The following is a 25104-nucleotide window of genomic DNA, read 5'->3' as shown; positions in this document are numbered from 1 at the left end:
TGGCCCCAAGGGCGAGCCCATGCGAAGACCTCTGGCGAAGCTCTCAGAACACGTCAAAGGAACACCTCGAAGGAAGACCTCAAGGGAAGCGAGAACACCATGGTGGCGTCTCCGGCTCTCGGCTCCGGACGCGGACTGACCCGCGCACGCGTCGCGGCGGCCGGGTGCGCCGTAGCGGTGTGCGCGACCGTGGCGGCCCCGTCCGCCGCGGCGGACGACACGTCCCGCGGCAAGCCCACGGTGGTGCTGATCCACGGCGCGTACGCGGACGGCTCGAGCTGGAACGGTGTCATCCAACGCCTGGAGCGCCACGGCTACCCCGTCATCGCCCCCGCCAATCCGCTGCGCGGTCTGTACACCGACTCCACCTACATCGCCTCCGTCCTGGACAGCGTCAAGGGCCCGATCGTGCTGGTGGGCCACTCCTACGGCGGCGCGGTCATCAGCTCGGCCGCGGCGGGCCACCCCCGGGTCAAGTCGCTGGTGTACGTGTCCTCCCTGATGCCCGACAAGGGCGAGAGCGGCCAGTCGCTGGCCACCCGGTTCCCCAGCGAGCTCGCCACCGCCACCAGGGCGGTCCCCTACCGGGCCGGTGACGGCATGCGGGGCACGGACCTCTACCTCAAGCGGGACAAGGTCCACCGGGTCTTCGCCGCGGACCTCCCGGCCAGTACGGCGAAGCTGCTGGCGGCGACCCAACGGCCCGCCGCTACGACCGCGTTCTCGGAGAAGGCCAAGGTGGCCGCGTGGCGGCAGATCCCGTCCTGGGTCCTCGTGGCCAAGCAGGACAAGACCATCAACCCCCGGCAGGAGCGTTTCCAGGCCAAGCGCGCCCACTCTCACACGGTGGAGATCAACTCCTCCCACGTGGCCATGATCGCCCACCCCCAGGAGGTCACCGACCTCATCATCAAGGCCGCCACGGCCACCGGCTCGGCCCGGCCGTCGCCCGCCGCCAAGCCTTCCGATTCCCGCGCCAATGAGGAGTCCCGGCCCGCCGACACGGCCGCCGCGTGGGTGACCGGGGGCGCGGCGGCCCTTCTGCTGGGCGGTGGAGCCCTCGTCCTCGGCCACCGCCGACGTCGGCGGTCGCGTTCTTCGCTCAGGTAGGGCGGCTACAGCCAGCCGTGCTCGCGGGCGGTGCGAGCCGCCACGTGGCGGTTTTCCGTGCCGAGTTTGGCCGCGGCTGCCGACAGGTAGTTGCGCACCGTCCCGGGGGACAGCGCGGCGCGGGAGGCGATCTCCGCCACCGGTGCCCCGTCCTCGGCCAGCGACAGCATTTCCGCCTCGCGGTGAGTGAGTGGCGACTCGCCCGCGGCGATGGCGTCCGCCGCCAGCTCGTGGTCGACGTAGCGGCCGTCCGTGTGCACCGTACGGATGATCTCCGCCAGCCGCCGCGCGGACACCGTCTTCGGCACGAAGCCGCGCACGCCCGCGCCCAGCGCTTGTTTCAGCGCCCCGCCCCGGGCGTGGCTGGTGACGATCATCGACGTGCACTCGGGCACCGCGTCCCGCAGCGTCGCCGCCACCGACACCCCGTCGCATCCGGGCATCCGCAGGTCCAGGACGGCCACGTCGGGGCGGTGTGCCCGGGCCATGGCCAGCGCCTCGTCGCCGGTTCCGGCCTCCGCCACGACGGTGATGTCGTCCTCCAGCGCGAGGAGCGAGGCGAGGGCGCCTCGGATGAGGTGTTCGTCGTCCGCGAGCAGAACCCTGATCATTCGGCCGTCTCCCAGGGAATCCTCGCGGTCAGGCGGAAGATCCCGCCCGGTCGCAGTTCGGTGGTCAGCGTGCCGTCCACCTCGGCCAGGCGCTCGCGCAGTCCTGGCAGGCCGCTGCCGGTGCCGGGCCGGGGGGCCGTGCCCGCCCCGTCGTTCTCCATCACGAGCGCCACCCAGCCCGAGACCGTCGCGCGCGCCGACACCTCGCAGCGCGAAGCGCCCTGCGCATGGCGGAGTATGTTCGTCGTGCCCTCGCGGACCACCCAGCCGAGCGCCGCCTGCGTGTGCGCGGGCAGCCGCGCCGCCGGGCCGTTCTCGATCCGGCAGTCGATCCCGGCCGCCTCCAGTACGGATCGGGCCCCGGCCAGCTCGGTGAGCAGGTCGGCGGTGCGGTAGCCGCGTACCACCGCGCGGATCTCCCGCTGTGACTCCTGCGCGATGTGCTGCACCTCCTCCATCTGGGCCACCGCCTCTTCCCGGCCCCGCCGCGCCAGCCGCACCGCGAGCTCGCTCTTCAGCGCCACCACCGCGAGGTTGCGGCCGAGCACATCGTGCAGATCACGGCCGAAGCGCAGCCGCTCCTCCGCGACGGCCAGCCGTGCCTGTGTCGCCCGCGCCCTGGCGAGCTCCTCGATCAGCCGCACGCTCCAGCCGGTGACCCGCATCCCCGTGGCCATGAACGGAACCATGAACAGGATCCCGCCGACCGCGAAGGCCAGCAGCTCCCCCGACAGCCCGCTCGCCGCCGCCGCGCCGAGCGCCGCCGCCGGCACCGCCCCGACCAGCACCACCCCGGTGCGGGTCGGCAGTGCCAGCATCGGCGGGCCCGCGTAGAACATCATCAGCCAGACCAGGTAGGTCACCAGGTCCCGGTCCCCGATGCGGCCGGCGGCCAGCAGCGCGCAGCCCACCGCGGCCATGGCCACGGTGGCGACGACGTACAGCGCGACCAGCCCGACCGGGCGGGGTCCGGCACCGAGGTAGCGGCGCAGGGCCGCGCGGGAGAGCAGCAGATGGGCGCCGACGTGTGCCGCGCCCACCGCCGCCACCAGGGCCGACCCGAGCGTGCCGACGTCCGACGTCTTGATCCAGAACGCCCACAGCGCGGCCTCGGCGGCGGCGAAGGCGGCCAGGGTGCCGAGGGTGTAGCGGCGGTAGCGCTCGGGGCCGTCCGGGCCCCCGAGCCGCTCCACCCAGGTCTCCACGCTCAGGCTCCCCGGCCCCGTCACCGCGGGCCGCGACACCTCGGGCTCCGCCACCTCGGACCCTGTCATCACGGGCTCCGCCACTTCTGGCTCCATCACCTCGGGCTCCGCCACCTCAGGCTCCCGCCCTTCTCAATTCCGCGGTCCCCAGCGGAACCGCCGACGCACAGCAAACACCGCCAGGCCCGTCCATGCCAGCGTGAGGATCACCGCCCGGAGCTGATCCATAGCGGCCAGGTCATCCGTCCAGCCACCCCGCAGCAGGTCCATCACCGGCGAGAACGGCAGCCAGGCGGCGATGTCGGCCATCGTGTCCGGCATCACCTCACGCGGCGCGAAGACCCCGGAGCCGGCCATGGTCACCAGCAAGAACGGCAGGAACGTCATCTGGGCACTCTCCGATGTCCGGGTGAAAGCCGCCGTCAGCGCCGCCCCGGCGACCATCATCGCCACTCCGCCGAGCAGTCCGAGCACCGCCAGGTGCGGCGCGGCCGGTGCGTCCGCGTCGAGGAACGCGGTCATCCCGACCGTCAGCAGCAGTGACTGCACGACCGCCAGCACGAACGCCGGGAGCGCGCTGCCGACGAGGATCTCCCAGTCGCGTACCTCGCCACTGCGCAGCCGCTTGAGCACGAGGCCCTCGCGACGCACCACGTACACGCCGACCAGGTAGGTGTAGACGGAGAAGAGCAGTGCCGTGGCCAGTGCGGCGGGCAGCATGACGGTGGCCACCGACAGGCCGGTGCCGCCCAGGTCCAGCTCCTCGACCGTGCCGCGCATCGCGAAGGCCATCACGCTGGGCAGGATCACCGCGGTGACCAGGGACGCCTTGCTGCGCAGCAGCAGCGTCAGCTCGGCGCGGCCCAGGGCGGTCATGCGGTCGGCGGCGGTGCGCCGGGTGGCCGTGGCCACGGACGTACGTGCCGTACGGGCTGCTGACGTCGTCATCGTGCCTCCTCGCTGTCCAGGCCCTTCGCGATCTCCATGAACGCCTCCTCCAAGGTGGCCGACCGGGCGTCGAGACCGCGCAACTCCACACCCCTGTCCCGGGCCCACACCAGCAGCGCCGTGGCCGTGAGCTGCAGATCGGTGGTCTCCAGCCGGACCGTCCCGCCGGCCTCCTCGTAGCTGGTCACACCCAGCGGTGCGAGCGGCGGCACATCGCCCAGGAAGTGGTCCCGGGGCAGCTCGAAGCTCATCCGCGAGGGCCGCTCGGCGACCACGTCGGCAACCCGCCCCGAGGTGGCGATCCGCCCCGCGTGCATGATGGCCAGCCGGTCGGCAAGCTGCTCGGCCTCTTCCAGATAGTGGGTGGTGAGCAGCACCGTCGTGCCCTGCTGCTTCAGCTCCCGGATCAGCTCCCAGGTCTCGCGGCGGGACTGCGCGTCCAGGCCGGTCGTCGGCTCGTCGAGGAACAGCACCTCGGGCCGTCCCAGCAGGGCCAGCGCGAGATCGAGGCGCCGGCGCTCGCCGCCGGAGAGCTGCTTGACCCGCACCGCCCCCCGCTTGGACAGCCGGGTCAGTTCCAGGGCCTCGGCCACGGGGCGGGCGCCGCTGGTGCACCCCGCCCACATGCGTGCGGTCTCCGTGACCGTCAGCTCCGTCGGGAAGCCGCCCTCCTGGAGCATCACCCCGATACGGGGGCGGACGGCGGCGCGTTCGCGGTACGGGTCGCGGCCGAGCACCCGGACGGTTCCGGCGGTGGGGGTGGCCTGCCCCTCCAAGACCTCGAGGGTGGAGGTCTTACCGGCCCCGTTGGTCCCCAGCAGCGCGAAGAGCTCACCGCGGGCGACCGTGAGGTCGATGCCACGCACGGCCTCGAAGCCCCGATAGTGCCGCCGTAGGTCGGCGGTTTCGATCACAGTGTCCATGCATTCCAGACTCCCGGCGCGGCGGACCCGGTGGCAGTGCGGTCTGTCATGCGTCCATCTGACATCTGTCATGCGAACCCTGGAGATACGTCACCGGAGATGCCGTCAGAGGTCTTTGACGGCGTCGGTGAGCGCCTGGTCGAGGATGGCGGCACCGTGGGCGAGCTCGTTGTCGCTCGCGGTCAGCGGGGGCGCGATCCGGAAGATGCCTCCCATGCCGGGCAACTGGACGATGTTCATGTGCAGCCCGAGTTCGAAGCAGCGCCGGGTGACGGCCGCGCCGAGCCGGTCGGCGCCACCGGTGCCCAGGATCTGATCGCCGGCCAGTTCCATTCCCAGCAGCAGCCCACGGCCGCGGACATCGCCGACGGCGTCGTGGCGGGTGGCGAGCGCGTCGAGATGACCGCGCAGTGTCGTGCCGAGCCCGCGCGCACGCTCATCGAGGCGGTCGCGGACCAGCACCTCGAGGACGGTGTTGCCGACGGCGGCCGGCAGCGGGTCGCTGACGTGGGTGGTGAAGAACAAGAACCCCCGCTCATGCGCCCGCTGCTCGATCTCCGGGCTGGTGACCACGGCGGCCAGCGGCAGCCCCGCGCCGAGCGTCTTGGACAGCGTGAGGATGTCCGGGACGACGCCCTCGTGCTCGAAGGCGTACCAGTCGCCGGTGCGGCACAGCCCGGTCTGCGCCTCGTCGAGGATCAACAGCATGTCCCGCTCACGGCACTTCTGCGCCAGGGCGGCGAGATAGCCCGGCGGGAGTTCGATGACGCCGCCGGAGCTGAGGATCGGTTCGACCAGGCAGGCGGCGAGGCTGCCGACCGACTGGGCGTCGATCAGGTCGAAGCCCAGGTCGAGCTGGCGGCGCCAGTCGAGCGCGCCCTCGGCGTCGACGATGTCGGGGTGGAAGCGGTCCGGGACCGGCAGTGCGAAGTTGCCCGGCGCGGCGGGTCCGTAGCCCTTGCGGCCGGCGCTGTAGGTGGCGTTCGCGGCGGCCTGGGTCATCCCGTGCCAGGACCGGGCGAACGAGACGATCTCATGGCGGCCGGTGACGAGCTTCGCCATCCGCACCGCGGCCTCGTTCGCCTCCGCCCCCGTGGTCAGGAGCAGCACCTTCTCCAGCGGCTCGGGCAGGGTCTCGGCGAGCCGGCGGGTGAGGTCGACGACCGGGCGGCTGAGCATGCCGCTGTGCAGGTGATCGAGGAGGGCGATCTGCTCGCGAACCGTCGCGACGATCGCCGGGTGGGAGTGGCCGAGGATCGCGCTCATCTGGCCGGAGGTGAAATCGAGCAGCTCGCGACCGCTCTCGGTGAACACCGATGTGCCCGCGGCGCGGGCGATGATCTCGGGGGTGAACGGGGCGTGGCCGCTGTAGCGGATGAGGTGGCGCTCCGGGGCGGCACCGGCAGTCTCGGAAGGCATATGAACGACGGTAGGGATGCGCCGCTGCGCGCGTCCATCGCACAGATCCGACCGCTCTGTCAGGTGGAACCGTACAGCGAGATCGTACGGCCGAACCTACAATCGGGCCCATGCTCAACTCGGGCCGGCTGCGGCTGCTCAGCCTGCTGGAAACCCTGGGGACCGTCCGCGCGGTCGCCGAGACGCTGCATCTGAGCGCCTCGACGGTGTCCCAGCAACTGGCGGTCCTCGAGACCGAGACCCGATGCCGGCTGCTGGAACGGACCGGGCGGAAGGTGCGGCTGACCCCGGCCGGTCTTCTGCTGGCCCGTCGCGGCCGGGAGATCCTGGACCAGATGGCCGAGGCCGAGGCCGAGTTGCACGCCCTGAACGACGAGCCCATCGGCACCGTACGGCTCGGGGCGTTCCAGAGCGCCATCTACACCCTCGCGGTCCCGGCGGCGACCCGCCTGGCCACCACCCACCCGCGGCTGCACATGGAACTGATCGAGCTGGAGCCGCACGAGAGCGGACCGGCCCTCCGCTCGGGGGAGGCGGACGTCATCGTCACGACCACCGACTACGTCGGCCTCTCATGGGGCGCGGACCTCGAGATCATTCCCCTGGGAACCGACCCGATCGTGTTGGTGCTGCCACCTGACCACCCCCTCACCGGCCGCACGACGGTGAATCTCGCGGCATGCGCGGAGGAGATCTGGGCGTGTGACCGACCGCAGTCGTATATGGCGGATCTGACCGTACGGCTGTGCCGCGAGTCGGGCTTCGAACCCCGGGTGGCCTGCCGGTTCAGCAACTATCTGATGCTGCTGCAACACGTCGAGTCGGGCCGGTCGATCGCCCTGCTGCCCGCTCTCGCCATCACACCGGACCACGCCGTCGCCACCCGGGAGCTGAGCACACCGGTGCACCGCAACGTCGCCATCGCGGTGCGCCGCGGCACTACGCAGCGCGCGGCGGTGCACGCGGTCGTCGCGGCGCTGCGCGACCACCCCGAACTCCCGGCCCTGTCCGCACCGCACCAGCGCCCCGGCCGGGAACAGGGTGGCTTCGGTGCGTGATATTTTCGGTGCCGCCGTGCGCTGCTGCGAACCGAGGAGGTGAGACCGATCAACGCTGTGACAGGTCGGGCCTCCCTCCCCCGCATGGTCCAGGGAGTGCCCGCGGAAGGCATCCCGAAAGGCTTGAAACGCCATGCGCTTCATCTCCGAGACATCGTCCGACGGTGTCCGCGAACAGCTCTTCACCCTTGGTGAGATTCCCGGTGTGCTGTGGACACCGGAAGGTGCCGCCGGTACGCGTCCCCTGATCCTGATGGGGCACGGTGGCGGTCAGCACAAGAAGGCCCCCGACATCCTGGCCCGCGCGCGCCGCTACGTGGCCGACTGCGGTTTCGCGGTGGTGGCGGTCGACGTACCCGGGCATGGCGACCGTCCGGTGGTCGAGGAGTACGACCGGATCGCGACCGAGAACCAGGCCCGGGTGGCGGCCGGAGAAGAACTGGCCCAGCTCATCGCCGACTTCCAGGCGCTCGTGGCCCGCCGGACCGTCCCGGAATGGCGGGCGGTCCTGGACGCGGTTCAGCGACTCGAACACGTCGGCGCCGGGCCGGTGGGCTACTGGGGGGTCTCGCTGGGGTGCGGACTCGGCGTTCCGTTCGTTGCCGCCGAACCCCGGGTCCGCGCGGCGGTGCTGGGCCTGGGTGGGGCTCTGGCCTCGGCCGGGGACGCCGCGCGGATCACCGTCCCGGTGGAGTTCCTGGTGCAGTGGGACGATGAACGAGTGCCGCGGGCCGAGAGCTTGGCGCTGTTCGACGCCCTGGCCTCGGCCGAGAAGACGCTGCACGCCACCCCGGGCAGGCACGGGGACGTCCCGGCCTTCGAGCTGGACAGCGCGCTGCGGTTCTTCGCCCGGCACCTCGGCTGATAGCGCCCCCCGGCACAGCCGCGCCGATCGGGGCGCGGCTGTGCCGGGGCACTCAGGTGATCCGGGCGTATTCGCGGAACTCCCAGTCGGTGACGTATCGCTGGAACCTGGCCAGCTCATCGCGCTTGAAGGTGAGGAAGGCGTTCACGAAGGGCTTGCCGAGCACATCGGTGAGCCGGTCGTCGGCTTCGAGCGCGTCGAGTGCCCGGCCGAGGCCGCTCGGCAGCGCGGCGGCGGTGCCCAGGTCGTGGCCTTGGCCGGTCATCGGCGCCGGGGGCTCCTCGGCGGCGGCGATGCCCAGATGGGCCGCGGCGAGCACACCGGCGATGGCGAGGTAGGGATTGGCGGTGGCATCGCCGAGGCGCACTTCCAGACGGGTGGCCCCGCCACGCTCGGGCGGGATGCGCACCAGGGCGTTGCGGTTGTCCAGCCCCCAGTTGATCAGCCACGGGGCCGTCGTGTCCGGGCCGAAGCGCTTGTACGAGTTGACGGTGGGGTTGAGGAGCGCGGAGAGCGCGGGGGCGTGGGCGAGCACCCCGGCCAGGGCGTGGCGAGCCGTGGCGGACAGGCCGTAGGCGCCCCGGGGCGCGTCGAACACGTTCCGGCCCTCCGCGTCGACGAGGGAGAGGTGGAGGTGGAAACCCGAGCCGCCTCCGTCGTTGAACGGCTTGGCCATGAACGTGGCCAACCTGCCCTCCGCATGGGCGAGTTCCTTGATGGCGGCCTTGAAGCGAAAGGCCCGGTCGGCGGCGTCCAGCGCCTCGCAGTGGCTGAGGTTGATTTCGAACTGGCCGCTGTCGAACTCGCGGTTGCCGCCGCTGACGTCGAGCCCGAGGGCGTGCAGCGCCCGGACGGTCCGCAGAAGGTGCCCGTCCGGGTCGCCCGTGCGGCCGGTCGTATATACGTGACCCGGGGCGGGGGCGTAGCGCCGCCAGCCGACGGGCGAGGCCGGGTCCGGGTCCGGGTCGAGCAGGACGTACTCCAGCTCCGGGCCCACGACCGCGGTCAGGTCCCCGTCGATCAGCAGGCCGATGACCTGCCGCAGCAGATCCCGTGGCGATTCGGGCACGGGCAGTCCGGTGGCCGGGTCCCGGACGTCGCCGATGCATCCGGCCACACCCGGTTCCCACGGCAGCGCGACGAGCGTGGTGAGGTCGGGGCGTACGAGGATGTCCGGCATACCGGCTTCGAGACCACCCGGGATGTGCGAGTGATCGCCCAGTGCGCCCGTGTGGTACACGGCCCGGCTGAAGGCGAGTCCATGGCCGACCGCATGGGGCAGGTGGTGCAGCAGGATGTCCCGGCCGCGGTCGGAGCCCATCATGTCGGGATAGGCGACCCGTACGACGTCGATGCCCTCGGCGGCGAGTGCCTCGGTCCGCCGGCGGACGCGGTCGGCTGTCTCGGCGCTCAATGGTCGCTCCGCAAAGTTATTTGATGCCAAACGGGAGGGCCCACACGATACGAGGCGGCCGGGCCGTCCACAAGGGATCGCCGCGATGCGACCTGGGCGCGAACGCCCCGGCGACCGGCGCACCCGGGGCTACATTTGATCGCGAACGAATGACACGGCGGCCCTTGCCGCCCGCAGCCGAGGAGGATGCCATCGTGCCCGGGCGCCGCCGATCCATCACCGAGACCGAACAGGCCGTCCAGGAACGGCTCGGCGGCTTCGAGTTGCAGCGCGAACAGATGGCCGCCGTCGCCAACATCCACCGCGCCGCCGCGGCCGTTCGCCAGCACCTGGAGAACTCCGTGCTGCGCCCGCACGATCTGACCTGGACCGGCTTCGTGGTCATGTGGGTGCTGTGGATCTGGGGCGAGGCAGAGACCTGGTCGGTCGCGGAGGAGGCGGGCGTTTCCAAGGGGACACTGACCGGGATCGCGCGCACTCTCGAGTCACGCCACCTGGTGGCCCGCGCGCCCCACCCCGACGACGGCCGGCGCGTCCTGCTCTCGCTGACCCCCGAGGGCGAGGAGCTCATGGAGCGCCTCTTCCCCGCGTTCAACGCCGAAGAGGCGTTCGTCGCCACCGCGCTCAGCGCCGAGGACTGTCTGCGGCTCGCCAACGGGCTGCGCGCCATCGTGGCCCAGCTGGAGGAGCACGGCGAAGAGCGCCGACGGCAGCTCCTCGACGGAAGGGATCTGGCCCCGCGCCGTTCGGGCCGCCGCTCCCGCCAGTGACCACGCCCGGGGGCGGCACCTCGGCGCGGCCTCCCGGCGCGGCACCCGGCCGCCGAAGGCCACCACGGCAACCTTGACCCCGCCTCGTGGCAGAGTTAGCTTGTTTGGGGCCAAACAAGCTGGAGGATCGGGACATGCCCCAACAGCCGGACACAGCTGTGCACGAGGCGCGGGTCGCCGGCGTCGCCGTCGACACCCGGCACTGGATCGGCGGCCGGCGCGTGGCGTCCGCCGACACCTTCCCCGACGTCTCGCCGATCGACGGCAGCACCCTCGCCCGCATCGCCCGCGGCGGCCCCGCCGAGGCCGAGGCCGCCGTGGCCGCCGCGAAGGCCGCCTTCCCCGGCTGGGCGGCCACTCCCTGGGCCGAGCGCGCCCGCATCCTCCACGCCATCGCCGACGGGGTGGAAAAGCGCCTCGAAGAGCTGGCGATCGTCGAGACCACCGACAACGGCGCGCTTCTGCGCTCGCACCGCCGGGGTGTGATGCCACGCGTCGCCCGCAACTTCCGCTTCTTCGCGGACTGGCTGCTGGCTCTGGGCCACGAGGACTTCGCCACGCACACCGGCGGCCCCACCGCGCCCGGCCACACCAACCACGTCAGCTGGGACCCGGCGGGCCCGTGTGTGCTGATCACCCCGTGGAACGCGCCGCTGATGCTGGCCACGTGGAAGGTCGCCCCGGCCCTTGCCGCCGGGAACACGGTGGTCCTCAAGCCCGCGGAGTGGTCCCCGCTGACCGCCTCGCTGCTCGCGGACATCGCGGCCGAGGCGGGACTGCCACCCGGTGTGCTCAACATCGTCCAGGGCCACGGGGCCGAGATCGGCGACGACCTCACCTCCCACCCGGACGTCCGCCGGATCAGTTTCACCGGCTCGGTGGCGACCGCCCGGCGCATCGCCGCCTCGGCCGCACCGAACCTGACCCCGCTGAGCCTGGAACTCGGCGGCAAATCACCGCTGTTGGTCTTCGCGGACGCGGATCTGGAGCTGGCCGTCGACCTGGCCGTGGAGCAGTTCGACAACGCCGGGCAGGTGTGTCTTGCCGCCACCCGCCTCCTTGTCGAGGAGTCGATCGCGGACGAGTTCACCGAGCGCTTCGTGGCGAAGGTCGCCCGGTTGCGGCAGGGCGATCCGCGCGAGGAGGCCACCGACATCGGGCCCACCATCCACCCCCGCCAGATCGAGCGGATCGACGGCTTCGTGCGGCGGGCGGTCGCGGCCGGTGCCCGCGTGGTCTTCGGCGGCGGCTCCCACGCCCGGCTCGGCGGTCTGTACTACCGGCCCACGCTCCTCACCGATGTCGCCCAGGACTCGGAGGTCGTCCAGGAGGAGGTCTTCGGCCCGGTCCTGACCCTGCAGACCTTCGTGGACGAGGCGGAGGCGATCCACCTCGCCAACGACACCCGCTTCGGGCTGGCCGCCACCGTCGCCACCGGCGACCACCGGCGTGCCGAGCGCGTCACCGCCCAGTTGGTGGCGGGCACGGTCTGGGTCAACTGCTTCTTCGTACGCGACCTGCGGGCGCCCTTCGGCGGCTCCCGCCTCTCGGGCGTCGGCCGCGAGGGCGGCACCTGGAGCTTCGACTTCTACTGCGACCTGAAGAACCGCGTGCTGGCCCCGAAGGGATTCCACGACCATGGGTGAGATCGTCGGGGCCGGCCTGCTCGCCCATGTCCCCACCATCGTGCTCCCGGAGGAGACCCGGCGCGAGCTCAACGACGGCAAGGAGATCTCCCTCGTCACCGGCCTCCGGCAGCTCCGCGAGGACGTCTTCGAGCGCGACGACTACGACACCGTCGTCGTCCTGGACTCCCACTGGGCCACCACGGTCGAGTTCGTCGTGACGGCCCAGCCGCGGCGCGCCGGGCTGTACACCTCCGAGGAGCTGCCGCGCGGCATGTGCCGGATGCCGTACGACATCCCCGGCTACCCCGAACTCGCCCACGCCATCACGCACTTCGCCGACGCGCACGCCACCTTCATCACCGCGATCGACGACGCCTATCTGCCGATCCAGTACGCCACCGTCAACCTGTGGAAGTTCCTGGGCGAGGGCCTGCCCGGCAAGCGGTGGCTGACGATCGGGGTCTGCCAGACCGGCGACATGGAGGACCACTTCCGGCTGGGCCGGGCGCTCGCCGACGGCATCGCCGCCACACCCGGCCGCCGTGTTCTCCTGATCGCCTCCGGCGCCCTCTCGCACACCTTCTGGCCGCTGCGCGAGATCCGGGACCACGAGTCCAGCGACCCGCGCCATATCTTCACCCCCGAGGCGAGGGCGGCCGACGAGGAGCGCATCGCCTGGTTCAAGGAGGGCCGCCACGACAAGGTCCTCGACACCATGGACACGTTCTGGACGTACCGGCCCGAGGCGAAGTTCTTCCACTACCTGATGATGGCCGGTGCGCTCGGCGAGCGGGCGTGCGTCGCCCGGGCCCGCCAGTACGGCGCGTACGAGAACGCCGTCGGCACCGGTCAGGCCCACCTCTGGTTCGACCGCCCGGCCGACGGCTGGACCGGCGCCGGCTCGCCCGCCTCCGCCACCGCGCGCACCCCGCACAGCCCCGTCTGAGGAGAGCCGACATGCCCGAATACCGCCGCATCCTCCTCGACGGCGCCGTGGTGGAGACCGTCCGCGAGGGCGACGCACTCGTCACGGGCGACGGTCGCCGCGTCACGGCCCAGGAGGCCCGGCATCTGCCGCCCGTGGTCCCCTCCAAGGTGATCGCCGTCCACCTCAACCACCTCAGCCGCGTCGCCGAGTTCCAGAGCCGGCTCCCCGCGGCCCCCACGTACTTCCACAAGCCGACCTCGGCGCTCAACTCCCACCAGGGCGCCGTCGTCCGCCCCGAGGGCTGCGCGTGGCTCAACTACGAGGGCGAGGTCGCCATCGTCATCGGGAAGACCACCCGGAACATCGCGCCCCAGCAGGCGGCGGAGCACATCGCCGGTTATACGATCGCCAATGACTTCGGCCTGCACGACTTCCGGGACACCGACGCCGGTTCGATGCTCCGCGTCAAGGGGTCCGACACCCTGTGCCCGCTGGGTCCGGGGCTGGTCACCGACTGGGACTTCCACGGCAAGTACCTGCGCACCTACGTCAACGGCAGGCCGGCGCAGGACGGCTCCACCGACGAGATGAAGTGGGACATGCACTACCTCGTCGCCGACATCGCCCGCACCATCACGCTCTACCCCGGCGACGTCCTGCTCTCCGGGACGCCCGCCAACTCCCGCCCCGTACAGCCCGGCGACGTCGTGGAGGTGGAGGTGGAGGGCCTGGGCCGGCTCACCAACCACATCGTCACCGGCCCGACCCCCATCCGCACCGACATCGGCGCGCAGCCCACCGAGTCGGAGGAGGTCCGGTCCACCGCCCTCGGCGGCGACTGGGAGTTCCGCGGCATCCGCCCGCCCAAGCGGCCCTGAACAAAAGCTCGTCGTGACCAAGGAGTGGACCATATGGATCTGAACGGCTGGCTCGCCACGGCCCTCGCGTCGAACGCCGATTGGGCGAAGACCTTCGGCCCCTACCAGGCCCATCCGGCGCTGGCGGTGGACGACGACCGGTTCGCCGCCGCGTTCGAGGTCTTCACCGAGCGGCTCAAGGACAACTACCCCTTCTTCCACCCCCGTTACGCGGGCCAGATGCTCAAGCCGCCGCATCCGGCGGCGGTCGTGGGCTACCTCACGGCGATGCTGATCAACCCCAACAACCACGCCCTGGACGGCGGCCCGGCCACCGCCGACATGGAGCGGGAAGCCGTCCAGCAGCTCGCCACGATGTTCGGCTACGACACCCATCTCGGACACCTGACCACCAGCGGCACCATCGCCAACCTCGAGGCGCTCTTCGTGGCGCGCGAGCTGCACCCCGGCAAGGGCGTCGCGTACAGCACCGAGGCCCATTACACCCACGGCCGGATGTGCGGTGTCCTGGGCGTGGAGGGCCATCCGGTCCCGATCGACGACCTCGGCCGTATGGATCTCGACGCGCTGGAGGAGCTTCTGCGGACCGGCAGCGTCGGCACCGTCGTGCTCACGGCCGGCACCACCGGGTTCGGCGCCGTCGAGCCGATCCACGAGGCACTGGCGCTGCGCGAGCGCTACGGTGTGCGCATCCACGTCGACGCCGCCTACGGCGGTTTCTTCACCCTGCTGGCCGGGGCGGAGGGTCCCGAGGGCCTGCCCGAGGAGCCGTGGCGGGCCATCGCCGAGGCCGATTCCATCGTCGTGGACCCGCATAAACACGGCCTCCAGCCGTACGGCTGCGGCGCCGTCCTGTTCCGTGACCCCTCGGTCGGCCGGTTCTATCTGCACGACTCTCCGTACACCTACTTCACCTCCGAGGAGCTGCACCTCGGTGAGATCAGCCTGGAGTGTTCGCGCGCGGGCGCGGCCGCCGCCGCCCTGTGGCTCACCTTCCAGCTGATACCGCCCACGCGCGAGGGGCTGGGGCAGTCGCTCGCGGCGGGTCGGCGCGCGGCCCTGCGCTGGGCGGAACTCATCGAGAATTCCGAGCACTTGGAGCTGTACCAGGCCCCGGAACTGGACATCGTCAGCTACTTCCCGGTGACCGAGGCCGCCGCGCTGTCGCAGATCGACGCGGCCAGCGCCCGGATCCTGCGGGAGGGGATGACGGACGGCGACCCGGTCTTCGTGAGCACGGTCCGCCTCGGCGCCGATCGCCTGGCGGCCCTCCATCCGAAGCTCATCCGGGACGCGGACGGTGCGCGCATCCTGCGCAGTGTGCTGATGAAGCCGGAGTCCGAGAGCTACGTCGACCAGCTCCACGCCCGCCTGGAGCGGCTCGCGCGTGGGTGAACGCTCGCCCTTGCCCCTCTCTCAGCCCATCCGCGTCAGGAGCGTGACGGCATGACCGGCGTCCACGGCTACTTCCCGCCCAAGACCGCCACCGGCACCTCGGCCCTCATCCCCTCCCCGCCGTGGCGCTACTCCGGCGACCTGCTCACCATCGAGTACCGCACCGACCCGGCGCGCGTACGCGAACTGCTGCCCGAGCCGTTGGAGCCGGCCGCCGAGGATCCGGGAGCGGTCGCGCTGATCTGGGCCGACTGGCAGTCCTGCGCGACCGGCGGGCGGGAGCTGCTGGACCCGGTGCTCTCCCAGTACAAGGAGACCTTCGCGGTCGTCCGCTGCGCCTACCGGGGCCGGACGTACTCCCGCTGTGTCTACATCTGGGTCGACAAGGACTTCGCGATCGCCCGCGGACTGCATCAGGGATATCCGAAGAAGCTCGGCTCCATCCATCAGACCCGCCCGCACCCGTACGGGCCCGCCCCGCGCATCGAGGCGGGAGCCCGGTTCGGCGCGACCCTCGCCGCGGCCGACCGGCGCCTCGCCCAGGCCGTGGTGACCCTGCGCGAGCCGTCGGAGACCGGCGGCTTCGTCAACGGTCATCCCATGGCCCACCACCGCTGGCTGCCCTCGATCGAGAACGGCAAGGGGCTCGCCCTCGACGAGCTGGTCGAGTCCGGCGCCGCCTCCTTCGAGGGCGGGCGGCCATGGGTCGGCGACGCCGAGCTGGAGCTGTTCGAGGCGCCCACCGAGGAGCTGGCCCGGCTGGAGATCCACGAGCCGATCGCCGCGTACTACCGCCAGGTCGGCGTGGTCTGGGACGGCGGCCGGCTGCTGGAGTCCGGCACCTCCGGGGCCCGGTAGAAAACCCGTCTGCGACGATCTCCGCGTGGACTACCCGAACGACCAGGCCCCCGGCGCCCCCGTCCGCTCCGGCATCCCGGAGCACGGCCGCGTGCCCAAGTACTACGCCGTCAAGGCCCAGATCGACCGGCTCGTGGACGAGTTGGGAGAGGGCTCCCCCATCCCCACCGAGCGTGATCTCTCCGAGCGGTTCGAGGTCGCCCGGGAGACGGTGCGCCAGGCGCTGCGCGAGCTGGTGCTGGAGGGCAAGCTGCGGCGGCAGGGCCGCGGCACGGTGGTCGCGGGCCCCAAGCTGGCGCAGCCGCTGTCGCTGGCCAGCTACACCGAGGGCGTACGGCGCCAGGGGCGCACCCCCGGCCGTGCGCTGGTCACCCTCGACCGCTTCCCCTGCCCCGACGCACTCGCCGCCGAGACCGGCCTGACCCGCGGCGAGCCCGTCTGGCATCTGGAACGGGTGCTGCTCGCGGATGACGAGCGGGTCGGCCTGGAGAGCACGTATGTGGCCGAGGCCCGCGTGCCCGATCTGGACACCGCCTTCGATCCGGACTCGTCCTTCTACGCCTACCTCGCCGAGCGGGACATCGTCTTCGGCGACGCCGACGAGCGGATCGAGACCGTGCTCGCCACACCGCGCGAGGCCCTGCTCATCGGCACCCCGCCGGCCCTGCCGATGCTGCTCATCCACCGTGTTTCGCGGGACACCGCCGGGCGTCCGCTGGAGCGGGTGCGGACGCTGTACCGGGGCGACCGGTTCTCCTTCACGACACATCTGAGCGGCTGAAAAATACCCCTTTGCTCCTATTTGCGACATCACAAAAAGATAACGGGTCTAGCCCAAATGTGATGCCCGGTTCACGCTCTCGTTGACAGCCGGATTCCTCCGGTTCCCCAAACGCATGGAGCGTGACGGTCGTGAGAGTGATAGTCGTCGGAGCCGGCGTGGTGGGCACCATGCACGCCTGGCACGCAGTGGAACGCGGCCATGAGGTCGTACAGATCGAGCGCGAGACGGAGGCTCGCGGCGCCTCGCTACGCAATTTCGGCCAGATCTGGGTGAGCGGCCGAGCGGGGGGCGAGGAGCTGGACACCGCGCTGCGGGCCCGGGAACTGTGGGAGGACATCGGCGGTCGCGTTCCGGCGCTGGGCTTCCGTCCGAACGGCTCCCTGACCCCGGTCCGCGGCGAGCTGGAGCTGGCCGTCGCCGAGGCCGCCGTCGCCCGCGCGGACGCCGCCGTGCGCGGCTACAAGCTGCTGACCGCGGGCGAGGCACGGGCCCTCAACCCCGCCCTGCGCGGGGAGTTCGACGCCGCCCTGTACTGCGAGCGGGACGCGGCCGTCGAGCCGCGCACCGCCCAGCTCGCCCTGCGCGCCGAGTTGCTGAACTCGCCGCGGTACACATTCCTGCCCGGCCGCGAGGTCCGGGAGGTGATCGGCGAGCGGGCCGTCCGCGACGACCACGGCGAGGTGCACACCGGTGACGCCGTCGTCCTGTGCACCGGCGCCTGGCTCGGCGGCCTGGTCCGCGAGCTGGCCGGTCCGGATCTGCCGGTGCGCCGCGTCCGGCTCCAGATGATGCAGACCGACCCCCTGGGCGAGCCGCTGACCACCTCCGTCGCCGACGCCGACAGCTTCCGCTACTACCCGGCGTACGCCTCCCCCGCCCTGGAGGAGCTGAACGCGCGGCAGCCGCAGGCCGACACGGCCGAGGAGCACCGTATGCAGCTGCTGATGGTGCAGCGCGCCGACGGCGGACTGACCATCGGCGACACCCACGAGTACGAGCACCCCTTCGCCTTCGACACCCTCGAGGACCCCTACGACCACCTCACCGGCGTCGTGGAGTCCCTCCTCGGCCGCCCGCTGCCGAAGATCCGGCGCCGCTGGGCCGGGGTGTACGCACAGTGCACCGACACCAGCCGGGTCGTGCACCGCCAGCGGGTGCGCGACGGTGTCTGGCTGGTCACCGGGCCCGGCGGGCGCGGTATGACCTGCTCGCCCGCGATAGCCGAAACCACCGCGAACGAACTGGGCTGGTGACGCACATGACTACCCCGACCGACACCACCGATACCACCGGCACGATGCGCCTGGTGGCCCTCGACATGGCCGGCACCACCGTCGCCGACGGCGGCCTGGTCGAGCGCGCCTTCGACGCCGCCTCCGGCGAGCTGGGCGTCCGGCCCGGCACCCCCGACCACGCCGAGAAGCTCGCCTATGTCCGCGCCACCATGGGTGAGTCCAAGATCTCCGTCTTCCGCCATCTGTTCGGCGCCGAGGAGCTGGCGCAGCGCGCCAACGCCGCCTTCGAGCGGGCGTACGGCGAACTCGTCGACGGCGGTCTGATCGCACCCGTGCCCGGGGCCCGCGAGGCCATCGAGGAGCTGGCCGCCGACGGCCGTACCGTCGTCCTCACCACCGGCTTCGCCCGCGTCACCCAGGACGCCATCCTGGACGCGCTCGGCTGGCGCGGCCTGGTGCCGCTCACCCTGTGCCCCGCCGACGCGGGCGGGCGCGGGCGGCCGTACCCGGACATGGTGCTGGAGGCGTTCCTGCGGACCAGGGCCGCCGAGGACGTGGCCCAGGTGGCCGTCGTCGGCGACACCTCCTACGACATGCTCAGCGGCGTCCGGGCCGGGGCGGGGCTGGTCGCCGGGGTGCGCACCGGGGCCCACGGCGACGAGGCGTTCCGCGCGGCCGGGGCGACCCACGTACTGGACTCGGTCGCCGACCTGCCCGCCCTGCTGCGGGGAGTCGGCTGATGGGCATCCGCTTCGACGCGGTCACCGTCGCCTACGACGGGAACGTCGTCCTGGACGCCCTCGACCTCACGGTGGCACCCGGCGAGGTCATGGCGCTGCTCGGGCCGTCCGGATCCGGCAAGACCACCGCGCTGCGGGCGGTCGCCGGGTTCGTACGGCCCGCCTCCGGGCGGGTCTTCCTCGGCGACCGCGACGTCACCGACCTGCCACCGCACCGGCGGGGCATCGGGATGGTCGTCCAGAGTTACGCGCTCTTCCCGCATCTGCGGGTCGAGGACAACGTCGCGTTCGGCCTCAAGGCCCGCAAGGTGCCCAAGGCCGAGATCCGGGCCCGGGTCGCCGAGGCGCTGGAGATGACCGGCATGGCCGCCTACGCCCGCCGCCACCCGCGCGAGCTGTCCGGCGGCCAGCAGCAGCGCGTGGCCATCGCCCGCGCGCTCGCCATCCGCCCGGACGTCCTCCTCCTCGACGAGCCGCTGTCCGCGCTCGACGCCCGGCTCCGCTCCGGCATGCTGGCCGAACTCGCCCGGCTGCACCGGGAGTTGCCCGAGGTGTCGATCCTGTACGTCACCCATGACCAGGTCGAGGCGCTCACCCTCGCCGACCGGATGGCGGTGATGGACAAGGCCCGGCTCCAGGCGTGCGGCACCCCGCGGGAGCTGTACCGGGCCCCGGCCGACGCGTTCACCGCCTCCTTCGTCGGCAACGCCAATCTGCTGCCGGTGACGGTCGGTTCCGCGGGCGTGTCCTTCGCCGACGCCGAGATCGCGGTCGACACGGCGGGGGCCGTACCGGGCGCGACCGCCACCCTGTGCGTACGCCCCCATCTGGTCGGCATCGGTGCGGGCCCCAACCGGCTCACCGGCACGGTGGCGGAGATCCAGTGGCGGGGCGCCACCCACCGGCTGTACGTCGATGTGGCAGGGCACCGGGTGATGGCCGACGTGTGGGAGCTGCGCGAGCCACCGGCCCATGGCGACCCCGTGACCGTGCACTTCGCGCCCGAGGACGCCGTGCTGCTGACCGCCGGGGTGAGCGGCCATGGCTAGCGCGACCCTGAGCACTCCGGCCAAGGCCCGGCCCCGCGCGGCGGCCTGGGCCTGGGCGTGGGCGCTGCCGCCCGTCGGCCTCCTCGCCCTGGTCTTCCTCTATCCGCTGGCCCTCGTCGTCCAGCAGTCCGTACGGCCCGACACCGGTGGCACCTCCGTCCAGGCGTACGCCGACGTCTTCGCCTCGGAGGCGTTCCGCGAGGCGCTGTGGACCACCGTGTGGCTGGCGGCGGCCTCGACCGCCGGATGCCTGGTGCTCGGCTTCGTGCTGGCGCTGATCATCGCCTTCGTGCCCTTCCCGGGGGCACGGGCCGCCGCACGCTTCATCGATGTCTTCCTGTCCTTCCCATCCTTCCTGATCACCCTCGCCCTGCTGTTCGTCTACGGCTCGACCGGCATGGCCAACGGTCTGTGGACGGATGTCACCGGCGCCGGTGAGGGGCCCTTCCAGTTCCTCACCACACCCTGGGGCGTACTGCTCGCCGAGATCACGTACTTCACGCCGTTCGTGGTGCGTCCGCTGCTCGCCGCGTTCTCCCAGCTCGACACCGCGCAGCTGGAGGCGGCCAGTTCGCTCGGCGCCCGGGCGCCCCGGATCATCCGGCAGCTCATCCTGCCCGAGGCACTGCCCGCCCTCGCGGCGGGCGGCAGCCTGGTCCTGGTGCTGTGCCTCAACGAGTTCGGCATCGTGCTCTTCACCGGCGCCAAGGGCGTCACGACCCTGCCGATGCTCGTCTACGGCAAGGCCATCCTGGAGTCCGACTACCCGGGCGCCTGCGTGGTCGCCGTCGTCAACGTCCTGATCTCCGTGGGCCTCTACGGCCTCTACCGGGTGGTGAGCCGCCGTGCTGGTGCATAGCCGCAAGGCGAGATGGGCCGTGTGGGGCGTCTTCCTGATCCTCTTCCTGCCCCTCTTCGCCCTCCCGCTCCTCGTCGTCCTCGGCGCCTCCTTCGCCACCCACTGGTCCGGCGTCCTGCCCTCGGGAATGACCACCGCCAACTACCAGGCCGCCACCCGTGGCGAGGCCCTCCAGGCGCTCACCACCAGCCTGGTCACGGCGGTCACCGCGAGCCTGCTGGCGCTGGCCGTGGGCACCTGGGCCGCGCTCGCGGCGGCGGGCCTGAAGAGGCGGTCGCGCAAGGTCCTGGACGCCCTGTTCGTGCTGCCGGTCGCCGTCCCCTCCGTCGTCGTCGGCCTGGCGATCCTGGTGGCCTTCTCCCAGCCGCCGGTGCTCCTCAACGGCACCCGCTGGATCGTGATCACCGCCCACACCGTCCTGGTCACCGCCTTCGCCCACCAGTCGGTGTCCGCGGCGATCACCCGTCTGGACCCGGCGTACGAGCAGGCGGCGGCCTCGCTCGGCGCCCGCCCCGCCGCCGTGCTCTGGCGGGTCAGGCTGCCGCTGCTGCTGCCGTCCCTGACCGCGGCCGTCGGCCTCTGTTTCGCCCTGTCCATGGGCGAGTTGAGCGCCACGATGATGCTCTACCCGCCCGACTGGACCCCGCTGCCGGTCCTGATCTACGCCGCCACCGACCGCGGCGCCCTGTTCACCGGCTCCGCGATCGCCGTGGTCCTGATGGCGGCGACCCTGCTGGTGCTGCTCGCCGTCTCCCGGATCCGCACCCGGGCCTCCTACCGCTGACCCCGCGATTCCCCTCCCACCGCAAGGAGTTCACCTCGCCATGCCCACGAACATCCGCAAGCCGCTCGCCGCCCTCTGCGTCCTCGCCCTCCCGCTGACCGCCTGCGGCGGCAACACCGCCGCCTCCGACGAGAAGGTCGTCACCGTCTACAGCGCCGACGGCCTCAAGGGCGAGAAGGGCGACGGCTGGTACGACCGGATCTTCAAGGACTTCCAGAAGGAGACCGGCATCAAGGTCGAGTACGTCGAGGGCGGCTCCGGGGAGATGGTGCAGCGCGCCACCCGCGAGAAGTTCAATCCGCAGGCCGACGTCCTCGTCACCCTCCCGCCGTTCATCCAGCAGGCCGACGCCAAGGGCCTGCTGCGGAAGTACACCCCGAAGGGCGCCGATCAGGTCGGCGGCGCCGACAAGGCCGCGGACGGCACCTGGACGGCCGTGGTCAACAACTACTTCGGCTTCGTCCACCACACCAAGAAGGTGAAGCGGGCCCCCGCCACCTGGGAGGACCTCCTCGACGGGAGCTACAAGAACAAGCTCCAGTACTCCACCCCGGGCGTCGCCGGGGACGGCACCGCCGTCCTCATCAAGGCGATGCACGACTTCGGCGGCGAGAAGCCCGCCATGGAGTACCTGGCCAAGCTGCAGAAGAACAACGTCGGCCCGGCCGCGTCCACCGGCAAGCTGGCGCCCAAGGTCGACAAGGGCGAACTGCTCGTCGCCAACGGCGATGTCCAGATGAACTACGCCCAGTCCAAGTCCATGCCGAACCTCGGCATCTGGTTCCCGGCCCGCCGCGGCGGCAAGCCCACCACTTTCGCCCTGCCGTACGCGGCCGGCCTGGTCACCAAGGCCCCGCACACCGCGAACGGCGAGAAGCTCCTGGACTACATGCTGAGCCGCACGGCCCAGAACCAGGTCAGCGAGGTCGGTGGCGGCTTCACGGCCCGTAAGGACATCAAGGCCACCGACGCCAACGCCACCGCGCTCACCAAGCTGATGGACGGCGTGGAGGTCTTCCAGCCCGACTGGAACGACATCCAGAAGAACCTCCCGTCCTACATCGACGCCTGGAAGTCGGCCACCGACAGCTGAGCCCCGGCTCAGGCGGGACGCACCACGTACACGGCGCCCGCGTTCGCGGTGAAGGCCGTGACACCCGGCTCCGGCCGGGTCGTGGGGACGGGCGCGTCCCCGGAGGTCACCCGCACGTCCTTCGCCGTGCGCAGCCGCGCCGGGCCGCCCGCCCGGGCCGTCAGCCGCGCCTCGTTCAGCGCACCGGCCCGCCAGCTGATGTCCACCTCGAAACCGCCCCGCGCCAGCAGGCCCCGCACGCTCCCGTCCGGCAGTTGCGACGGGAGGGCGGGCAGCAGATGCAGCTCGTCGTGCTGGCTCTGCAGCAGCCACTCGGTCACTCCGGCGCAGGCGCCGAAGTTGCCGTCGATCTGGAACGGCGGGTGCAGGTCGAAGAGGTTGGGGGCGGTGCGCTCGGGCGTGAGCAGATCGGCGAGCAGCTTGTACGAACGGTCCCCCTCCTGAAGCCGCGCCCAGAAGTTGACCTTCCAGGCGAGCGACCACCCGGTGCCCGCGTCACCGCGCCGCACCAAGGTGGTGCGCGCCGCGCTGAAGAGGTCCGGGGTGCGGGTCCGGCTGATCTGGTTGCTCGGATGCAGCCCGTACAGATGGGAGACATGGCGGTGCTCCTGTTCGGGGGCGCCCGCGTCCCAGTCCTGCTGCCACTCCTGGAGCTGGCCCTGCGCGCCGACCTTCATGGGGGCGAGCCGTCCGCGCGCGGCGAGCACCTGGTCCCGGAAGGCGGCGTCGGTGCCGAGGGTGTCGGCGGACGAGGCCACGGCGCCGAACAGGTCGCGCAGCAACTGCATGTCCATCGTGGGCCCGGCGCACAGCGAGCCGCCGCCTCCGCTGTGGTGGGCGTTCTCCGGGGAGACGGAGGGGCAGGTGACCAGCGCGCCGGTGGCCGGGTCGGTCACCAGCGCGTCGAGGAAGAACTGGGCCGCGCCCTTGAGGACGGGGTAGCGCGCCCGCAGTTTCTCCGTGTCGCGCGTGTATCGGTAGTGCTCCCAGATGGCCATGGACATCCAGGCGCCGCCCATGGGCCACATGCCCCAGAAGGCGCCGTCGACGGGGGCCGTGCCGCGCCAGGCGTCGGTGTTGTGGTGGGTGACCCAGCCGTCCGCGCCGTACTGGCTGCGCGCCGTCGACCGCCCGGCCACGGCCAGCTCGTCGAGCAGGGCGAAGACCGGTTCCCAGCACTCCAGGAGGTTGGCGGGGGCGGCCGGCCAGTAGTTCATCTCGGTATTGATGTTGATGGTGTACTTCGAGCCCCAGGACGGGCTCGTCAGGTCGTTCCAGATGCCCTGGAGGGTGGCCGGCTGGGTGTCGGGGCGGGATGCCGCGATGAGCAGATAGCGGCCGTACTGGAAGTGCAGCTCGACCAGTTGCGGATCGCCGCCGGAGGCGAAGCGGGAGACGCGCTCGTCGGTGGGCAGGGCCGCCGCGTCGCTGCTGCCCACGTCCAGCGAGGTACGGCGGAACAGCGCGCGGTGATCGTCGACATGGCGGCCGCGCAGTTGGCCGTACGGGCGGTTCGCCGCCGGGTTGAGGTCTCCGGCCGCCTGGCCCGCCGCGTCACCGTTCGCGTTCTCCCAGTTCACATAGGTGGTGCCGATGGCGACCAGGACCGTCGCCGCGTCGGCTCCCCGGACGGTGACGGTCCCGCCCGCGCTGGTGGTGGTGCCACCCTCGGCGAGCACCCGCACCAGCGCGCGGAACCCCACCGCGCCGTCCACCCCGCCCGTGGCGTCCCCCCTACCGTCGAGCGCGGCGGTGAGCGGGTCGGGCGAGGACAGGGAGGTGCGCAGCGGGCTTTCGAACGTGGCGCCGAAGGACAGCGCGCCCTTCTTCGACGCGGACAGCCGGACGACGATGACGCGGTCGGGAGCGCTGGCGAACGCCTCACGGGTGAAGGTCACACCGTCGCGGGTGTACGTGGTGGTGGCCACCGCCGAATCCAGGTCCAGCTCCCGCCGGTAGCCGGTCACCGTACCGGCCGTCGGCAGGCTCAGCAGGAGGCTGCCGACCGTCTGGTACTGCGCCTGGCCGCCGGGCACCCCGAGGAAATCGGAGTTGATCAGCGTCTCGGCCTCGGGCCACTTTCCGTCGAAGACGAGCTGCCGGATGCGGGGCAGGGCGGCCAGGCCCTTGTGGTTGTCGTAGCTGTGCGGCCCGCCTGCCCAGAGGGTGTCCGCGTTGAGCTGCAGCCGCTCGGTCTCCGTGGCCCCGAACACCATCGCGCCGAGCCGCCCGTTGCCCAGTGGCAGGGCGCTCAGCCAGTCGGCGGCGGGCTCGCGGTACCACAGCGCCAGCGGCCGGTCCGCCTTCTCGCGCCCGGCGGCCTCCGCGGCGTGGGCCGTCCCGGCGGGCAGGCCGGCGGCCGCGAGGCCCGTGGTGGTCGTGGCGGCGAGGGCCATGAAGTGTCGGCGCGGCACATCAGGGGTCACTGCGACTCCAGGAAGGGGTGAGTGGGGGTCTGCCTCGGTCCGGGATCTGCCTTGGTCCGGGATCCGTCCGGCCGTCCCGGCGGGCCGCTGCCCCGCGGCCCGGGTGCCGGGTCAGCGGCCGTGG

General features: G+C 72.0%; 23 protein-coding genes. 16 read left to right on the top strand and 7 right to left on the bottom strand.

Annotation, left to right across the window (positions count from 1 at the left end; translation table 11 throughout):
- Positions 1-99: 99 nt before the first annotated feature.
- Positions 100-1110, top strand: coding sequence for an alpha/beta hydrolase (locus CGL27_RS43395; protein WP_119993077.1), 1011 nt, complete (start codon positions 100-102; stop codon positions 1108-1110).
- 5 nt (positions 1111-1115) lie between these two features.
- Here the strand turns inward: CGL27_RS43395 and CGL27_RS43390 are convergent, their stop codons facing one another.
- The 5 genes from CGL27_RS43390 to CGL27_RS43370 form a co-directional block, all read right to left on the bottom strand.
- Positions 1116-1721, bottom strand: coding sequence for a response regulator transcription factor (locus CGL27_RS43390; protein ID WP_119993074.1), 606 nt, complete (start codon positions 1719-1721; stop codon positions 1116-1118).
- On the bottom strand, positions 1718-2995 hold the full coding sequence (locus tag CGL27_RS43385) for a sensor histidine kinase (RefSeq protein ID WP_119994837.1): 1278 nt from the start codon (positions 2993-2995) through the stop codon (positions 1718-1720). The genes CGL27_RS43390 and CGL27_RS43385 overlap by 4 nt, the downstream gene beginning before the upstream one ends.
- 63 nt (positions 2996-3058) lie before the next feature.
- Entirely contained in the window at positions 3059-3874 is an 816-nt protein-coding gene (locus CGL27_RS43380) for an ABC transporter permease (RefSeq protein WP_078645482.1), read from the bottom strand.
- Positions 3871-4797, bottom strand: a complete 927-nt coding sequence (locus tag CGL27_RS43375) for an ABC transporter ATP-binding protein (protein WP_078645480.1) — start codon at positions 4795-4797, stop codon at positions 3871-3873. Before CGL27_RS43375 ends, CGL27_RS43380 begins: the two co-directional genes overlap by 4 nt.
- Positions 4798-4902: 105 nt before the next feature.
- Positions 4903-6216 (bottom strand): aspartate aminotransferase family protein, encoded by a 1314-nt coding sequence (locus CGL27_RS43370; RefSeq protein WP_119993071.1) that lies wholly within the window; start codon positions 6214-6216, stop codon positions 4903-4905.
- 110 nt (positions 6217-6326) lie between these two features.
- Here CGL27_RS43370 and CGL27_RS43365 point away from each other — a divergent pair, with 110 nt between their 5' ends.
- Both CGL27_RS43365 and CGL27_RS43360 read left to right on the top strand, forming a co-directional pair.
- On the top strand, positions 6327-7274 hold the full coding sequence (locus CGL27_RS43365) for a LysR substrate-binding domain-containing protein (protein ID WP_119993069.1): 948 nt from the start codon (positions 6327-6329) through the stop codon (positions 7272-7274).
- 133 nt (positions 7275-7407) lie between these two features.
- Entirely contained in the window at positions 7408-8139 is a 732-nt protein-coding gene (locus CGL27_RS43360) for an alpha/beta hydrolase (RefSeq protein ID WP_119993067.1), read from the top strand.
- A 52-nt stretch (positions 8140-8191) separates the two neighbouring features.
- Here CGL27_RS43360 and CGL27_RS43355 read toward each other — a convergent pair whose 3' ends face one another.
- Complete coding sequence (locus CGL27_RS43355) at positions 8192-9553, bottom strand: glutamine synthetase family protein (protein WP_119993066.1); 1362 nt, start codon at positions 9551-9553, stop codon at positions 8192-8194.
- 194 nt (positions 9554-9747) lie between these two features.
- On the opposite strand from CGL27_RS43355, the gene CGL27_RS43350 reads away from it, so the two are divergent.
- From CGL27_RS43350 to CGL27_RS43290, 13 genes are all read left to right on the top strand, one after another.
- The gene (locus tag CGL27_RS43350) at positions 9748-10323 is read left to right on the top strand and encodes a MarR family transcriptional regulator (RefSeq protein WP_119994836.1); all 576 of its coding nucleotides are present in this window, start codon (positions 9748-9750) and stop codon (positions 10321-10323) included.
- Positions 10324-10457: 134 nt separating this feature from the next.
- Complete coding sequence (locus CGL27_RS43345; RefSeq protein WP_119993064.1) at positions 10458-11969, top strand: aldehyde dehydrogenase; 1512 nt, start codon at positions 10458-10460, stop codon at positions 11967-11969.
- Entirely contained in the window at positions 11962-12897 is a 936-nt protein-coding gene (locus CGL27_RS43340) for a catechol 1,2-dioxygenase (RefSeq protein WP_119993062.1), read from the top strand. Before CGL27_RS43345 ends, CGL27_RS43340 begins: the two co-directional genes overlap by 8 nt.
- Positions 12898-12908: 11 nt before the next feature.
- Positions 12909-13757, top strand: a complete 849-nt coding sequence (locus tag CGL27_RS43335) for a fumarylacetoacetate hydrolase family protein (protein ID WP_119993060.1) — start codon at positions 12909-12911, stop codon at positions 13755-13757.
- Positions 13758-13790: 33 nt separating this feature from the next.
- Positions 13791-15152: an aminotransferase class I/II-fold pyridoxal phosphate-dependent enzyme gene (locus CGL27_RS43330; RefSeq protein WP_078645466.1), complete on the top strand. Its 1362-nt coding sequence runs from the start codon at positions 13791-13793 to the stop codon at positions 15150-15152.
- 51 nt (positions 15153-15203) lie between these two features.
- Positions 15204-16010 carry an acetoacetate decarboxylase family protein gene (locus tag CGL27_RS43325; RefSeq protein WP_119993059.1) on the top strand — a complete coding sequence of 269 codons (807 nt, stop codon included), beginning with the start codon at positions 15204-15206 and terminating at the stop codon, positions 16008-16010.
- A gap of 25 nt (positions 16011-16035) precedes the next feature.
- The gene (locus CGL27_RS43320) at positions 16036-16791 is read left to right on the top strand and encodes a GntR family transcriptional regulator (protein ID WP_119993057.1); all 756 of its coding nucleotides are present in this window, start codon (positions 16036-16038) and stop codon (positions 16789-16791) included.
- Between the two features lie 131 nt (positions 16792-16922).
- Positions 16923-18047, top strand: a complete 1125-nt coding sequence (locus tag CGL27_RS43315; RefSeq protein WP_119994835.1) for a TIGR03364 family FAD-dependent oxidoreductase — start codon at positions 16923-16925, stop codon at positions 18045-18047.
- Positions 18048-18052: 5 nt separating this feature from the next.
- On the top strand, positions 18053-18769 hold the full coding sequence (locus tag CGL27_RS43310) for an HAD family hydrolase (RefSeq protein WP_119994834.1): 717 nt from the start codon (positions 18053-18055) through the stop codon (positions 18767-18769).
- Positions 18769-19818 carry an ABC transporter ATP-binding protein gene (locus CGL27_RS43305; protein WP_119993055.1) on the top strand — a complete coding sequence of 350 codons (1050 nt, stop codon included), beginning with the start codon at positions 18769-18771 and terminating at the stop codon, positions 19816-19818. The genes CGL27_RS43310 and CGL27_RS43305 overlap by 1 nt, the downstream gene beginning before the upstream one ends.
- Positions 19811-20677 (top strand): 2-aminoethylphosphonate ABC transporter permease subunit, encoded by an 867-nt coding sequence (locus CGL27_RS43300; protein WP_078645457.1) that lies wholly within the window; start codon positions 19811-19813, stop codon positions 20675-20677. The genes CGL27_RS43305 and CGL27_RS43300 overlap by 8 nt, the downstream gene beginning before the upstream one ends.
- A complete protein-coding gene (locus CGL27_RS43295) occupies positions 20664-21461 on the top strand; it encodes an ABC transporter permease subunit (protein WP_205587842.1) in 798 nt (265 codons plus the stop codon). Before CGL27_RS43300 ends, CGL27_RS43295 begins: the two co-directional genes overlap by 14 nt.
- 40 nt (positions 21462-21501) lie before the next feature.
- Positions 21502-22554, top strand: coding sequence for a 2-aminoethylphosphonate ABC transporter substrate-binding protein (locus CGL27_RS43290; RefSeq protein WP_119993051.1), 1053 nt, complete (start codon positions 21502-21504; stop codon positions 22552-22554).
- A gap of 8 nt (positions 22555-22562) precedes the next feature.
- On the opposite strand, the gene CGL27_RS43285 is transcribed toward CGL27_RS43290, so the two are convergent.
- The gene (locus CGL27_RS43285; RefSeq protein ID WP_119993049.1) at positions 22563-24980 is read right to left on the bottom strand and encodes a glycoside hydrolase family 95 protein; all 2418 of its coding nucleotides are present in this window, start codon (positions 24978-24980) and stop codon (positions 22563-22565) included.
- Positions 24981-25104: the final 124 nt, after the last annotated feature.

The organism is Streptomyces sp. 11-1-2, from assembly GCF_003595545.1.
Lineage (GTDB): Bacteria > Actinomycetota > Actinomycetes > Streptomycetales > Streptomycetaceae > Streptomyces > Streptomyces hygroscopicus_B.
Note: the sequence above shows the minus strand (reverse complement) of the source record. Positions and strands in the feature narration are given on the sequence as shown.